The 14,942-nt window shown below is 72.3% G+C and carries 9 protein-coding genes; 8 read left to right on the top strand and 1 reads right to left on the bottom strand.

The features are described from left to right. The first annotated feature begins 119 nt into the window (after nucleotides 1-119). The 7 genes from AC07DA_RS27585 to AC07DA_RS27555 all read left to right on the top strand — a co-directional run bounded on the left by AC07DA_RS27585 (nucleotide 120) and on the right by AC07DA_RS27555 (nucleotide 11,779). A complete protein-coding gene (locus tag AC07DA_RS27585) occupies nucleotides 120-1,874 on the top strand; it encodes a DUF4192 domain-containing protein (protein ID WP_479130897.1) in 1,755 nt (584 codons plus the stop codon). Nucleotides 1,875-2,539: 665 nt separating this feature from the next. Next, complete coding sequence (locus tag AC07DA_RS27580) at nucleotides 2,540-4,459, top strand: glycogen debranching N-terminal domain-containing protein (protein ID WP_479130896.1); 1,920 nt, start codon at nucleotides 2,540-2,542, stop codon at nucleotides 4,457-4,459. Between the two features lie 131 nt (nucleotides 4,460-4,590). Further along, nucleotides 4,591-5,349 (top strand): NUDIX hydrolase, encoded by a 759-nt coding sequence (locus tag AC07DA_RS27575; protein ID WP_184589838.1) that lies wholly within the window; start codon nucleotides 4,591-4,593, stop codon nucleotides 5,347-5,349. Between the two features lie 247 nt (nucleotides 5,350-5,596). Next, complete coding sequence (locus AC07DA_RS27570) at nucleotides 5,597-7,747, top strand: ABC transporter ATP-binding protein (RefSeq protein WP_479130895.1); 2,151 nt, start codon at nucleotides 5,597-5,599, stop codon at nucleotides 7,745-7,747. A gap of 161 nt (nucleotides 7,748-7,908) precedes the next feature. Next, nucleotides 7,909-8,796, top strand: coding sequence for a FadR/GntR family transcriptional regulator (locus AC07DA_RS27565; protein ID WP_479130893.1), 888 nt, complete (start codon nucleotides 7,909-7,911; stop codon nucleotides 8,794-8,796). 427 nt (nucleotides 8,797-9,223) lie between these two features. Further along, nucleotides 9,224-10,762, top strand: a complete 1,539-nt coding sequence (locus tag AC07DA_RS27560; RefSeq protein WP_479130892.1) for an RNA polymerase sigma factor — start codon at nucleotides 9,224-9,226, stop codon at nucleotides 10,760-10,762. A gap of 186 nt (nucleotides 10,763-10,948) precedes the next feature. Next, nucleotides 10,949-11,779: a S1 family serine peptidase gene (locus AC07DA_RS27555; protein WP_479130891.1), complete on the top strand. Its 831-nt coding sequence runs from the start codon at nucleotides 10,949-10,951 to the stop codon at nucleotides 11,777-11,779. Nucleotides 11,780-12,050: 271 nt separating this feature from the next. Here AC07DA_RS27555 and AC07DA_RS27550 read toward each other — a convergent pair whose 3' ends face one another. Next, nucleotides 12,051-12,281 carry a DUF7455 domain-containing protein gene (locus tag AC07DA_RS27550; protein WP_479130890.1) on the bottom strand — a complete coding sequence of 77 codons (231 nt, stop codon included), beginning with the start codon at nucleotides 12,279-12,281 and terminating at the stop codon, nucleotides 12,051-12,053. Nucleotides 12,282-12,722: 441 nt separating this feature from the next. Here AC07DA_RS27550 and AC07DA_RS27545 point away from each other — a divergent pair, with 441 nt between their 5' ends. Continuing rightward, nucleotides 12,723-14,846 carry a DNA gyrase/topoisomerase IV subunit B gene (locus tag AC07DA_RS27545; protein WP_479130889.1) on the top strand — a complete coding sequence of 708 codons (2,124 nt, stop codon included), beginning with the start codon at nucleotides 12,723-12,725 and terminating at the stop codon, nucleotides 14,844-14,846. Nucleotides 14,847-14,942 lie beyond the last annotated feature (96 nt).

The raw sequence follows: 14,942 nt of genomic DNA, 5'->3' as shown, positions 1-14,942 counted from the left end.
GTGACAGCGGGCGCGGTGCCTGTGGACAGCGGTCGCCGCGTCGTCCTGGGTGACGTGTCCCTGATTGAACTTATCCACAGGGCGAAGCGGAGCCTGAAGATCCGCGAGATCGTCTTCGCATGACGAACCACGGCGAAACGACTGGATCCCCCGAAAACGGCGACATCGGCCCGTCCGGGGAGCATCGCGCTCACGCAGCGGGCGGACGGGAGAGCGGACAGGAGAAGCGGGCCGGCGACGGAGAGCGACGGACGGGCGACGGGGACAATCGGGCGTGTGACGGTGCAGGCCTGCACGTCCCAGGGCCCCAGGCATACGGCGGCCACGGCAGCGAGCACCAGGTCACCCTGCGCACGCCGGCCGAACTGGCCGACGCCCTGCCCTACCTGCTCGGCTACCGGCCGGAGGACAGCATCGTCCTCGTCGCCCTGCACGACAAGGACGGCCACGGACGGTTCGGGGGCCGGGCCCGGCTCGGTATCCCCGCCCACGCGGACGACTGGCCGGCGGCCGCCCGGCAGCTGGCACACGGCCTGGTGGAGGGCAGCGAGCGCAGAGGAGCCCGCCCCGAATCGATGGTGGCCTTCCTGTGCCAGGAGCCGGAGGAGGGCCGGACCGGCCGCCAGGTCATGGAGCGGCTCAGGCCACTGGCCCAGAGGCTGCGCGTCGAATGCGGTTCGCTCGGCGTGGTGGTGGTCGAAGCCCTGTGCATCTCGGAAGGGCGTTACTGGTCGTACTGCTGTGACAACCCGGTCTGCTGCTCGCCCGAGGGAGCGCCCATGGGGCTGCCCGGCACCTCCGTACTCGCCGCCGCGGCCGCCTACGCCGGGATCCAGGTCCGCGGCACGCTGCGGGAGCTGCGGGCCCGGCTGCAGCCCTGGGAGAACGCGGCCGCCCTGGAGCAGGAGGCCGCGCTGGACGCCGCCAGCATGGCGCTCGTCCCGCGCCTCCTGGACGAGGCCGGCCGCCACGAGGTGGCCGACGAGACACTCAGCCTCGCGGAACGGATGCTGGACCGCCTGGCCGGGGCACAGCCTGTCTCCGGCACGCTGCTGGCGGACCTCCGCGACGACGAACTGATCGGACATGGCGAGGCCGCCCGGCTGATCCTCGGCCTCCAGGACCGCTCGACCCGTGACCGGGCGGCCGAGTGGATGGAGGGCGACGAGGCCGCACACGCCCTGCGCCTCTGGCGCACCCTGGCCCGCCGCTGTGTCGGCCCCTACGGCGAACACGCCGCCGCACCTCTCACCCTCGCCGGCTGGGTCGCCTGGTCCACCGGCGACGAACTGGAGGCACGGGAAGCCCTCGCCATGGCCCTGGGAGCGGATCCCGACTACCTCTTCGCACGCCTCCTGCACCAGGCCTGCAACGAAGGGCTCGAACCGGAGTCGATCCGACGCTGCCTGCGATCGGAGCGCGCGGGTCGCGGGCGGGCGGTGGCCGCCGGAGCCGGTGCCCGGGCCGAGGACCCGCGAGCACGGGAGGACGTCTCGGAGGCTCGAGCGGTCGACGCGGTGGCGGAAGTAGCACCCTCCCGGACCGACTCAGTCCCCTCGCCCGCAACGGCGAGCCCTCGTCGACGCCCCCGCCCCCGTTCCGCCGGTACGGCCTCCGGCCGTTCCCGCGCAGCCGACCGGGCCCCGAGCCCGCGAACGTCCCACCGGCGTACGCCGACGGACCCCACGCGCCCTGCCGGTGCCGGCGAAGCTCCCGTGCGCCCCGGCCACACGACGTCACCGAACACCGGGCGGTCCGGCACCGCGCGCTCGGGCAGCTCGCGTGCCCACGGATCGCACAACGCGGTCCTGCCCAGCCGGGACACGGGACAGGACGGCCCGCGTCCCGGCCAGGGCGCGGAGGGCGAGGAGTGAGGGCCCGGGGGGCCCGGCCGGACAAGGGGCCGGGGCCCGGGCGTGACCCCGGAGACGTCCTCACCGTTCACCTGAGTGGCGGAACGCCCGGACCGGCCGTGACGCCGCATCGCCCCCGCCCAGTCGGAGCCCTCCGCCTCGGAGCCCTCCGGCACCGGACCCGATCGAGGCGCACAGAGCGCAGAGGAAGCCTTCTCATGCACCAGCCGACTCCGCCCTCCGCCGCCGACGACCGACACCTTCCCGGCCCGCCGCGTCCGACCGCCGAGTCAGAGTCGCCCTCTGGGCGCACGCCAGGTTCCGGGCGCGAGTCAACTTCCGGGCGCCAGCCAGGGCCGGGTGCACCGCAGCCGGGGGACGTCGGCGTACCCCCGCGCGCAGGGGCCCGTGGCGACGGCTTCGGGCCTCGGTCCCCTGGCGATGCCGTCCTCACCTCATCACCCAGGCTCCCGACGACACCACAGACATCACCTCCGCCCCCGGCGCCACACACGTCCCCTTCAAAACCGCTGGCCCAAGGACAGGCCCCGACGCATGCGGGACACGTGCCTCCCCCGCCTGCCCGGGACGCGACGATCCCCGGACCCCAGCGGCCCGCCCGCGAACCCCAGCGACCCGCTCCCGGACCCCGTTGGTCGGCCGACCTACCGCCCGTCCACACGGCGATGATCTGCGTCGCCCTTCCCGGCCTGGCCATCTCGACGGAGCAAGGACAGCTGACCGGACGGGGACTGGAGGGCTTCTACCGCGCCGGCCGACGCGTGCTCTCCCGTTGCGAGATCCGCGTGGCGGGACGCGAACCCCTCCCGGTGCAAGCCCGGATGGTCGCCGCCGACCGTGCCCGCTTCGTGGGCACGCTCCGCACGTCCCCGCAGTCGGGCCCGGACCCGGACGTGCTGGTGGAACGCAACCGCCATGCGGACGGCACCGAGCGGATCACCTTGCACAGCGCGGCTTCCCGCCCACTGCGCCTGCCGGTCGAAGTGGCCCTGGGTACGGACCTCGCCGATCTCGGGGCGCTCGCCTCCGGCCGGGCGGGTCCCGAACTTCCCGCCAGCGTGCACGACTCCGGCCTGCGCTGGACCTGCGCCACCGGCAACGCGTCCGTCACCGCGGAACCGCCTCCCTCGGACGCACTCGCCTCGGCCGGGCTCTTGCGCTGGGAGCTGGACCTGCCGGCGGGCGGCAGCAGAAGCGTGGAACTGCGGGTGCGGCCGGACGGCGCGGGCCCCCTCCGCGCCGCGGGGCGTGCGGCGACCAGCCCTCTCGCCGCGGCGCACGTCGAAGGCGACGACCCCACAGCACCTGCCCTGCTGCGGACGAGCATCGAGGACCTCCAGGCCCTCCTGCTGCGTGACACCGCCCACCCCGCCGACACCCACCTCGCGGCAGGGGCACCCTGGCGCTGCGGCATGGCCCCGGCCGACGCGCTCCTCGCTGCCCGCATGGTCCTGCCCCTCGGCACCGGCTTGGCCGCGGGAACACTGCGCATCCTCGCCCGCACCCAGCTCACCGGCCCGGGTCCGCAGGCCGGGATGATCCCCGGACCGAGACGGGACGCCGGCCCGCTCCTGCCACCGCACTGCACCGGCACGGAGGCCACGCTGCTCTTCCCGGTCCTGCTGGCCGAGGCCCGCCGCTGGGGCCTCTCCGAGCAGGAGACGGAAGCCCTGCTGCCCGCCGCGGAGCGGTGCCTGAACTGGCTGCGGACCCACGTGGGCGACGACCCTTACGTGCGCGACCCGCACCCTGGCGGCGTCACCCGCTGTGAGACACAGGCACACGCGCACCGGGCCGCGCTGCTCGGTGCCGATCTGCTCGACGCCTGCGGACGCAGGGGAGGGGCGGGACTCCGGCAGTGGGCGCAGGCCCTACGGACCGCGTTCCGCCGGGACTTCTGGGTGGACGACCTGGGAGGCGGACGGCCTGCGGCGGCCCGGGCGCCGGACGGCAGGCCGGTGCCGCACTTGAGCGCGGCCGCGGCCCACCTTCTCGACACGGGCCTGCTGGGCGGGGGAGTGATGGCCCCCGGACTGCTCGACAAGGTGCAGACCGAGCACCTCGCCCGGCTGCTCGGCAGCCCGGTCATGGATTCGGGCTGGGGCCTGCGCGGACTGGGGGCGAAGGAACCCGGTTTCAACCCGTTCGGGCACCGCGCGGGCGCCGTACGGGTCCAGGAGACCGCAGTCGGTGTCGCGGGACTGGCGGCCGCCGGCTACGAGAAGGAGGCGAGTGCGCTGCTGCGCGGCACCCTCGCGGCCGCCGCGTCCTTCGCCCACCGTCTGCCCGAGATGTACGCGGGGGAGCAGCGCACGGAGGGCAGCGCCCCGCTCCCGCACCCGGCGGCCTGCCGCCCCGCGGCCACGGCGGCGGCCTCCGGGGTGCTGCTGCTGACCACCCTCGCCGGCATCCGGCCCGACGCCCCGGCCGGGACGGTGACGCTGCGTCCCCTGCGCAGTGCGCCCCTCGGCGAGATCGGCTTCACCGGTCTGCGCGTGGCCGGTGCCCCGTTCTCCGTGCGGGTCAGCCGACTCGGTCTCGCCATGGTCGAAGAGGCGGCCGACGGACTGCAACTGGGGGTGTGACCTGCCACGACCTGTCATCTTCGGATCACCGGGCGCGGACAGCCGGCACCATTCCGGACCGAAGCGGATCAGTAGGCGAGGCGACCGGTGAAGGGAGTGTTTATCGTCAGGCAGACGACTATGATCGCGGCATGCCCTACGACCCGTCAGCGTTTCCGCCCTTCGCCGTCACCGTGGACCTGGTCGTGCTGACCGTGCGCCGCCATGCCCTGTGCGCGCTGGCGGTACGCAGGGGTGAACCGCCGTTCCAGGGGCGATGGGCACTCCCCGGTGGTTTCGTGCGGGCCGACGAGGACCTGGCGCAGGCGGCGGCGCGCGAACTGGCCGAGGAGACCGGGCTGCGGGTCCACGACCCCGCCGTCCCGGCTCAGGACAACGGGGCTCACCTGGAGCAGCTGGCCACCTATGGGGACCCCAAGCGCGACCCCCGGATGCGGGTCGTCAGCGTCGCCCATCTCGCCCTCGCGCCCGATCTGCCGGCGCCGAGGGCCGGTGGTGACGCCAGCAACGCGCGCTGGGCTCCGGTGGAGGAACTGCTGCAGCAGGGCGGTTACGGACGGGACGCCGAGCCGGTCGCGCCGCTCGCCTTCGACCACGCGCAGATCCTGGCGGACGGCGTCGAACGTGCCCGTTCGAAGATCGAGTACTCGTCGCTGGCCACGGCGTTCTGCCCGCCCGAGTTCACCGTCGGGGAGCTGCGCCGTGTCTACGAGGCGGTGTGGGGCGTGGCGCTCGACCCGCGCAACTTCCACCGCAAGGTGACGGGCACGCCGGGCTTCCTCGTCCCCACCGGCGGAACCACCACCCGCCAGGGCGGCCGCCCGGCGCAGTTGTTCCGCGCGGGTGGGGCGACACTGCTCAACCCCCCGATGCTGCGCCCCGAGGTGTGATCTCGGGCCCGGCCGGGCCGGGACCTGGGCGAGCTGCACGCCGCCGCCGACGGGGACGCGCGTGGTAACGAGACCCGTCCCGGGGCGGGCGAGGCCGCCGCGTGCTGAGGTGGCGGGGCGAGGGGGCGTCGAGGTGTGATTCGAGGCGTGGTCGGCGTCACGCCTGGGACCGAGCCCCGTCCCAGGGACCGTGCGAGGGGCCACCGGATGCCCGGAAAAACGGACATAGCGCGCTATCTTGCTGCGGGTGATCGAGGCCTTCGGACTGACCAGCAACCCCCGCAAAGAGCTCCCACCCGCGGCCGACGACGTCTCCTTCCAGGCGCGAGCGGGTCGCGTCACCGCGCTGCTCGGTGCGCCGGGCGCCGGCAAGACGACGGTCCTCAGACTCATGCTCGAACTCCAACAGGGCCGGGGAATCACCTACTTCAGGGGCCGGCCCCTGCACCGCATCGCCCACCCCTCACGTGAGGTCGGCGTCCTGCTCGGAGACGTACCAGGTCACCCGGCCCGGACGGTCCGCGGTCATCTGCGCATGCTGTGCGCCGCGGCGGGGGTGCCGGCCCGGCGAGCCGACGAAGTCCTCGAGGCGGTCGGGCTCGTGAGCCTGCGGGAGGAACGTCTCGGCACCCTCTCGCGCGGCATGGACCGCCGACTCGGCCTGGCCTGCGTCCTGCTGGCCGACCCGCACACCCTCGTCCTCGACGACCCCGCCAGCGGGCTCTCCGCGCGCGAGGGCAACTGGCTGCACGGCATGCTGCGGGCCCACGCCGCACAGGGCGGCACGGTCCTGTTCACCACGGCCGACCCCAAGGAGGCCGCCCGTACCGCCGACCGCGTCGTCACCCTGGAACAGGGCAGGCTCGTCGCCGACCAGGAGGCCGCGGAGTTCTCGCGGACCCGGCTGCGTCCCAGGGTCGCCGTGCGCAGCCCACACGCGGCCCGTCTCGCCACTCTCCTGACCAAACAGGCCCGCACCGCGCAGCGCTCCGTCGAAGTCGTACGCGAGGGCGGCAACCGCCTCTCCGTGTACGGCAGCAGCTGCGCGGACGTCGGGGAGACCGCGTTCCGTCACGGCATCGTGGTCCACCAACTCGCCGACGAGATCGGCGACATGGGGCCCGGTGCGGGAGCCGCTCCGGCGGTGCCGAGCCGGACCGCGGCGCAGCCCGTAACCGTCACCGTGGCACGGCGTCCCACCCTCGACTGGGACACCCCCACCGAAGCCCCGGAGCCAGAGGCCCAGGAGGCGTCAGCCCTTTGCGGGCCGGACCGGCACGCCGGTGAGCCCCACGGGTCCTCGGGCACCGTCTCGGCCGAGCATCCTCGAGACGGGGTCCCGGCGGCTCAGCCGGCACCGCCGCCGTCTTCTTCGTCCACGGACGTCGGCGAGGCGGCCGGCGGCCCGGGCGTTCCGTCGCAGCCACGCGTCGGCGGGGATGCCGGGCGCGGCGAACCCCGCGCTCAGCTGCCTTCCTCCGTCGGCGTGGAGCCCGACGGCTCCGGCCTCCGGCCGCCGGGCTCCACCGCATCTCCCGTCACCAGCACCACTCCCGCCCTCGATGCCCGCACCCTCCGCACCCTGGACTCCCTGCCCCCTCTGCCGCCCCCCATCTCCGTCCGCCCCGCCCCCAGTCCCCTTCGCCCCCTCCGGTACGAGATCCGGCGTGCGGCCGGGATCGGCACCGGATTCGTCACCGGGGCCGTCGTGCTCGTCGTGTCCGCCGTGACCGCCGTCGTGCTCGCCCGCATCGGGCACACCCCGCAGCCGCGCCTGCTGGCCGCCTGGCCGCAGGAGCTGCCGCTGCCGCCCGCGGCGCTCGGCGCGGGCCTGCTCGGCGCGCTGGCCTTCGGGGACGAGTTCCGCCACCCCGCCCTGGCGGCGGACCGCGGCACCGTGCCCCGCCGGCTGGGGCTGCTGGTCGCCAAACTGCTCGTCACCTCGGTCACCGCGCTGGCGCTGGCCATCCTCACCGTCGGTTGCGACGCGGAAGTGCTCTATCTCGTCTACGGAGGGGAGCTGGCCCGGGTTCCCGCCGACTGGCTCCCGCTCAGCGCGAGTTGGATCGGACTGGTGGTCGGCTGTGCCTGGGCCGGGGTGCTGGCCGCGGGCGTCTTCCGGTCCGCCACGGCCGGTCTGGCCGCCGTGGCCGCCGTGCCCCTGCTCGTCGTCCCCGTCGTACACCAGCTCCTCCATGGTCCGTCCGTGCGAACCGCGGCCGGGCTCCCCATGCGGCTGCGCGAGGCCCTGCTGCCGCGCTGGCCCTTCGGGGGAGAGCGCTATCTCGAGGCCGCGCTGCGGGTCATTTCCCAACCCGTGGGCGGTGCACTGACGTTGTCGCTGGCCACCCTGCTCTGTGCCTACCTGGTCACCGGCCTGCGGAGCCGCTTCCGGTGACGACTGTCCGTAACCCTTAGTCCGGCCATGCGCACAACTCCCCGCAGAACGCCCATTTCTTTCCGATAAGGCGTCAATTGCGACGGGGTGAGCGATCACCCTTTCGTGTGCTTTTCACCAAAGACCTCAAGGGAGTTGGAGACGGCGCCGACAAAGGAGTCGTGAGTACCCTTGCGCACACCATGATGACCGCCGCCCGCTCCGCTGACACCGGCCTGACGAGCCCGGGCGAACTCGACCGCTACCCCTACGCCGAGGCGCCCGCCGTCGACCGTGTCGGCGCCCCTGCCTGGGACGGCGGGGACCCGGAGCTGGGCCGTGTCGGCCGGCGCGCCGCGGGCAGCCGCGGGCGCGGGCTGCACGGCCAACTCGTTCAGCAGCTGGGTCAGATGATCGTCTCCGGCGATCTGGGCGCCGACCGTCCGCTGGTGCCCGAGGAGATCGGCCAGCGCTTCGAGGTCTCCCGCACCGTCGTCCGCGAGTCGCTCCGCGTCCTGGAGGCCAAGGGCCTGGTGAGCGCCCGGCCGAACGTGGGCACGCGCGTGCGCCCCGTCAGTGACTGGAACCTCCTCGATCCGGACATCATCGAGTGGCGGGCCTTCGGGCCGCAGCGCGACGACCAGCGCCGCGAGCTGAGCGAGCTGCGCTGGACGATCGAGCCGCTCGCCGCCCGCCTCGCCGCCGGTCACGGGCGCGAGGACGTGCAGCAGCGCCTCATGGACATGGTCGAGATCATGGGCCACGCGCTGGCCCAGGGTGATGCGCTCACCTTCTCCCGCGCCGACTCCGAGTTCCACTCGCTCCTGATCCAGATCGCGGGCAACCGCATGCTGGAGCACCTCTCCGGCATCGTCTCCGCGGCCCTCCAGGTCTCCGGGGGCCCGGTCGCCGGCTGTGACCGGCCGAACGAGGCGTCCCTGGCGCACCACGGCCGCATCTGCGACGCCCTCGCCACGGGCGACGGAGCCGGGGCCGAGGCGGCGATGCGGCAACTGCTCACGGTCCACCCCGAGGTGGAACGCGTGGTGCCCGCCCCCCGCGAGCACTGACCGCGTTCCACGGGCGGCGCGGTCGGGTGTGCCACCCCCCTCCTGTGGCATCGCCCGCTCGGTGATCCGCCTCCCGTCGGACCCCGTGGGATCCTTGGTGATCCCGCGGGGTCCGACGGCGCGAAGGGGCCGTAGATCCACCGGAGCGGCCGGGGTGGTGCCGGAGGTGACCTCATCTGTCCGCGTCTGACCACTTCTGTTCCCTTACGGGGTGTGACTCGGGCCACGCGGATTGGGCGTAACGCTCGTGGGAAGAACGCGATGACCTAAGAGGTGACAGCCGCGGAGGGAATACGGACGCCGTTCACGGCGCTGTGCATCTTCCCGGCCCCCGCCCGCGCCGTCGGCCCATCCCCAAGCCGGCGGTCGGCTCCTGTCCCTGTGGACGGGGCCGGAAGCCGTTTTCCAACGTTCCGAGAGGTTGTTCGTGTCGGCCAGCACATCCCGTACGCTCCCGCCGGAGATCGCCGAGTCCGTCTCTGTCATGGCGCTCATTGAGCGGGGAAAGGCTGAGGGGCAGATCGCCGGCGATGACGTGCGTCGGGCCTTCGAAGCTGACCAGATTCCGGCCACTCAGTGGAAGAACGTACTGCGCAGCCTCAACCAGATCCTCGAGGAAGAGGGTGTGACGCTGATGGTCAGTGCCGCAGAGCCCAAGCGCACCCGAAAGAGCGTCGCAGCGAAGAGTCCCGCCAAGCGCACCGCCACCAAGACGGTCGCGGCCAAGGCGGTGACCACCCGGAAGACCACTGCCACGGCCACGCCGGCGGCGCCCGCCGCCGAGCCCGCCGCCGAGGAGGAGGCGCCCGCCAAGAAGGCGGCCGCGAAGAAGACCACCGCCAAGAAGACGGCGGCGAAGAAGGCCCCCGCCAAGAAGACGGCGGCGAAGAAGACCAGCGCCAAGAAGGACGACATCGAGCTCCTCGAGGAGGAGGTGCTCGAGGAGGCAGCCCCCGGCAAGGCCGGCGAGGAGCCCGAGGGCACCGAGGCGGCGGGCTTCGTGCTCTCCGACGAGGACGAGGACGACGCGCCCGCGCAGCAGGTCGCCGCAGCCGGTGCCACCGCCGACCCGGTCAAGGACTACCTCAAGCAGATCGGCAAGGTCCCCCTGCTCAACGCCGAGCAGGAGGTCGAGCTCGCCAAGCGCATCGAGGCGGGTCTGTTCGCCGAGGACAAGCTGGCCAACGCCGACAAGCTGGCCCCGAAGCTCAAGCGCGAGCTGGAGATCATCGCCGAGGACGGCCGCCGCGCCAAGAACCACCTGCTGGAGGCCAACCTCCGCCTGGTGGTCTCCCTGGCCAAGCGCTACACCGGCCGCGGCATGCTCTTCCTGGACCTCATCCAGGAGGGCAACCTCGGTCTGATCCGCGCGGTCGAGAAGTTCGACTACACCAAGGGCTACAAGTTCTCCACGTACGCCACCTGGTGGATCCGCCAGGCGATCACCCGCGCGATGGCCGACCAGGCCCGCACCATCCGTATCCCGGTGCACATGGTCGAGGTCATCAACAAGCTCGCGCGTGTGCAGCGCCAGATGCTCCAGGACCTGGGCCGCGAGCCCACCCCGGAGGAGCTGGCCAAGGAGCTCGACATGACCCCGGAGAAGGTCATCGAGGTCCAGAAGTACGGCCGCGAGCCCATCTCGCTGCACACCCCGCTCGGCGAGGACGGCGACAGCGAGTTCGGTGACCTCATCGAGGACTCCGAGGCGGTCGTCCCGGCCGACGCGGTCAGCTTCACGCTCCTCCAGGAGCAGCTGCACTCCGTCCTCGACACCCTGTCCGAGCGCGAGGCGGGCGTCGTCTCGATGCGCTTCGGTCTCACCGACGGTCAGCCGAAGACCCTCGACGAGATCGGCAAGGTCTACGGCGTCACGCGTGAGCGGATCCGCCAGATCGAGTCCAAGACGATGTCGAAGCTGCGCCACCCGTCCCGTTCGCAGGTGCTGCGCGACTACCTCGACTGATCGGGGTCGTTCGGCACCGAAGGCCCGGTTCCCCCCACAGGGGCCGGGCCTTCGCCGTGCCCGCCCGGCCGCGGGTGCGGGGCGCAGGCCCCCACGGGTGCGCGGCGCCGGCTCTCCGCGGGTGCGGGCCACTGCCGGGTGGATCACCCTGGGTGTCTCACCGACATCACGGAGTGAGGAGTACGTATGCGTCGTCGCCCGGTCCGAGCCCTGATCCGTCCCTTGGCCCTGGCCACCGCGGCAGCCGCCCTGTCATCGGGTCCCACCGCCTCCGTGGCTGCCGACCGGGGAGTCATAGGCGGTTTCCCGGTCGACGTGTCGCAGAGTCCGTGGACCGTGGCGCTGTCCAGCCGTGACCGGTTCGGGGGTACGCGCGCGGGACAGTTCTGCGGCGGCGTGGCGGTCGGACGCACCACCGTGCTCACGGCGGCGCACTGCCTGGACAGCGCGGTGCTGGGCGGCCCCCCGGAGCGGGTGAAGGACCTGACGGTCATAACGGGACGCACGGACCTGCTCTCGGACCGTGACGGGCAGGAGATCGCCGTGCGTTCCTCGTGGGTGAACCCCGCCTACGACGGTGGAAGCAACAGGGGGGACTTCGCCGTGCTCACCCTGGCCCGGCCGCTGCCCGCCGACTCGGTCATCGGCATGGCGGCCCACGGCGACCCGGCGTACGCGCCCGGCGGGGCCGCGACGGTGTACGGGTGGGGTGACGTCTCGGGCGCCGGGGAGTACCCCAGCGCGCTGCGCGCGGCACGCGTGCGGGTGCTCCCCGACGCGCTGTGCGAGAGGGCCTACCCGGGCGGTGCCGACGGCACCTACGACGCCAGGAGCATGGTGTGCGCGGGCGAGCCCGAAGGGGGCCGGGACGCCTGTCAGGGCGACAGCGGAGGGCCGCTGGTCGCTCAGGGCCGGTTGATCGGCCTCGTCTCCTGGGGGATCGGCTGCGGACGGGCCGGCAGCCCCGGCGTGTACATGCGGGTGTCCGAGATCATGCGGACGCTCGGCTGGGACTGACGCGGCGCCCTGGCTGGTAGGGGACGGACCGGGTCCCGGAGACGGTGGCCGGAAGGAAACCGGCCCGGCCCGGGATTGGCGGGTGCCCGGCCTGGAAGCAGCACCCGGGCCCCGAAGGGCAGCGGCCCCGGGGCCGGGCGGGAAAGGTGTGTGGGGCGTCCGACGCGGCACGTGCGGCTGCGGCAGGACGAGGACGGGCGGCTGCCTCTGGGAGAGGCAGCCGCCCGCTCACCGGCCTGTGCCGTGCTGGCTCGTCGTCGGACGCGAAGTGTCAGCGCTCTTCTTCGGAGGCGTTCGCGGGAACGGCCGTGAGCCGCTCCGTCTCGTCCTGTATCTCAGCGGCGATCTTCTTGAGTTCCGGCTCGAACTTGCGCCCGTGGTGGGCGCAGAAGAGCAGCTCTCCGCCGCTGAGCAGGACGACGCGCAGGTACGCCTGGGCGCCGCAGCGGTCGCAGCGATCAGCGGCCGTCAACTGGCTCGCAGGGGTCAGAACAGTAGTCACGTCGCCTCTTCTCTAGCTCGACGAGCTGTCGTACCAGGGTCAACATCCAACCAGCCCCAAAACGTTCCCGCTCGTGGCTTTTCCTCGAAAGAATCTTCCGAGGCGGCTGTCTGCTGCCGGTTGGCGGCGAATGTGCCGTATTGCGTGTCTATGTGTCTTACGGGGCTTCGCGTTGTATCGGTGGTCGGTCCTCCCGGCTGGGTTGCCGGTTGTTCATGAGGACGTGCCCGGAGCCTAAATGGTTCATGCCTGGAAGGGAACGTGATGTGGACTTCACTCCATCGAAGGATCGAACAGGCATGCGACCGTGGACTAGTCTGAGTTTCCGGCGAGGGTGGCGTTACAAGGGCTCTACCAGGCCTGGGTACCCTCTCACCGGTGACTGAAGCCGCGCCCTTACCCACGAGGGCCCCATCTGAAATTCAGCGAGGAGCGAACCGCGTGACCGCCGAGACGTCCGTGCCGTCCACAGCTCTGCTGGCAGGAGCAGACCGGGACGGTTCCAACTACACCGCGCGGCACCTGCTCGTCCTCGAGGGGCTCGAGGCCGTACGCAAGCGCCCTGGCATGTACATCGGCTCGACCGACAGCCGCGGTCTGATGCACTGCCTCTGGGAGATCATCGACAACTCCGTCGACGAGGCCCTCGGCGGTTACTGCGACCACATCGAGGTCGTCCTCCACGACGACGGCTCGGTCGAGGTCCGGGACAACGGCCGGGGCATCCCGGTCGACGTCGAGCCCAAGACCGGCCTGTCCGGCGTCGAGGTCGTCATGACCAAGCTGCACGCCGGCGGCAAGTTCGGAGGCGGCTCGTACGCCGCCTCCGGCGGTCTGCACGGCGTCGGCGCCTCCGTGGTCAACGCCCTGTCCGCCCGGCTGGACGTCGAGGTGGACCGCGGGGGGCACACGCACGCGATCAGCTTCCGGCGCGGTGTCCCCGGCGCCTTCGCCGGCACCGGCCAGGACGCGAAGTTCGAGGCGAAGAGCGGCCTGCGCAAGGCGAAGAAGATCCCCAAGTCCCGCACCGGCACGCGCGTGCGGTACTGGGCGGACCGCCAGATCTTTCTCAAGGACGCCAAGCTCGACCTGGAGACGCTGCACCAGCGTGCCCGCCAGACCGCCTTCCTGGTGCCCGGCCTGACCATCGTGGTCCGTGACGAGTACGGGCTCGGCCAGGGCGGCAGCAAGGGCGAGGAGTCCTTCCGCTTCGACGGCGGCATCAGCGAGTTCTGCGAGTACCTGGCCAGCGACAAGCCGGTCTGCGACGTCCTCCGGTTCTCCGGTCAGGGCACGTTCAGGGAGACCGTCCCGGTGCTGGACGAGCACGGCCAGATGACCCCGACCCAGGTCACCCGCGAGCTCGACGTCGACGTGGCCATGCGCTGGGGCACGGGTTACGACACGACACTGAAGTCGTTCGTGAACATCATCGCCACCCCCAAGGGCGGCACCCACGTCGCCGGCTTCGAGCAGGCCGTGGCGGCCACGATGAACGAGGTGCTGCGCGCGAAGAAGCTGCTGCGCGTCGCCGAGGACGACATCGTCAAGGACGACGCCCTGGAGGGCCTGACGGCGGTCGTCACGGTCCGTCTCGCCGAGCCCCAGTTCGAGGGGCAGACCAAGGAGGTCCTCGGCACCTCGGCGGCCCGCCGCATCGTGAGCAACGTGATCAGCAAGGAGCTCAAGGCGTTCCTGACGTCCACCAAGCGCGACGCCGCCCAGCAGGCACGTGTCGTCATGGAGAAGGCCGTCGCCGCGGCCCGGACGCGCATCGCGGCCCGGCAGCACAAGGACGCGCAGCGCCGCAAGACGGCCCTGGAGTCCTCCTCCCTGCCGGCCAAGCTCGCCGACTGCCGCAGCGACGACGTCGACCGCAGCGAGCTGTTCATCGTCGAGGGCGACTCCGCGCTCGGCACGGCGAAGCTCGCCCGGAACTCCGAGTTCCAGGCGCTGCTGCCGATCCGCGGCAAGATCCTCAACGTGCAGAAGTCGTCCGTCACGGACATGCTGAAGAACGCCGAGTGCGGCGCGATCATCCAGGTGATAGGAGCCGGCTCCGGGCGGACCTTCGACATCGACGCGGCCCGCTACGGCAAGATCATCATGATGACCGACGCCGACGTCGACGGTTCCCACATCCGCACGCTGCTGCTGACCCTCTTCCACCGCTACATGCGGCCCATGGTCGAGGCCGGCCGGGTGTTCGCCGCGGTGCCGCCGCTGCACCGGATCGAGATCGTCCAGCCCAAGAAGGGCCAGGACAAGTACGTGTACACGTACTCGGACCGGGAACTGCGCGACAAGCTCATGGACCTCCAGAGCAAGGGCATCCGCTACAAGGACTCGATCCAGCGCTACAAGGGCCTCGGTGAGATGGACGCCGACCAGCTGGCCGAGACGACCATGGACCCGCGCCACCGCACGCTGCGCCGGATCAACCTCTCCGACCTGGAGGCCGCCGAGCAGGTCTTCGACCTGCTGATGGGCAACGACGTCGCGCCGCGCAAGGAGTTCATCTCCAACTCGGCGGCGACGCTGGACCGGTCGCGGATCGACGCGTAGCGGCTGCGCGGGGCTCGTGCCCGCCGGGACCGCAAGGACTCCCGGCGGGCGTGCGGCGTTTCCGGAGGGCCTCGGCGGGGCCCCGCGGGGGTGCGT

The organism is Streptomyces sp. NPDC044921 (assembly GCF_056432865.1).
The sequence above is the reverse complement of the archived record's forward strand: the minus strand, read 5'-3'. Positions and strand labels throughout refer to the sequence as shown.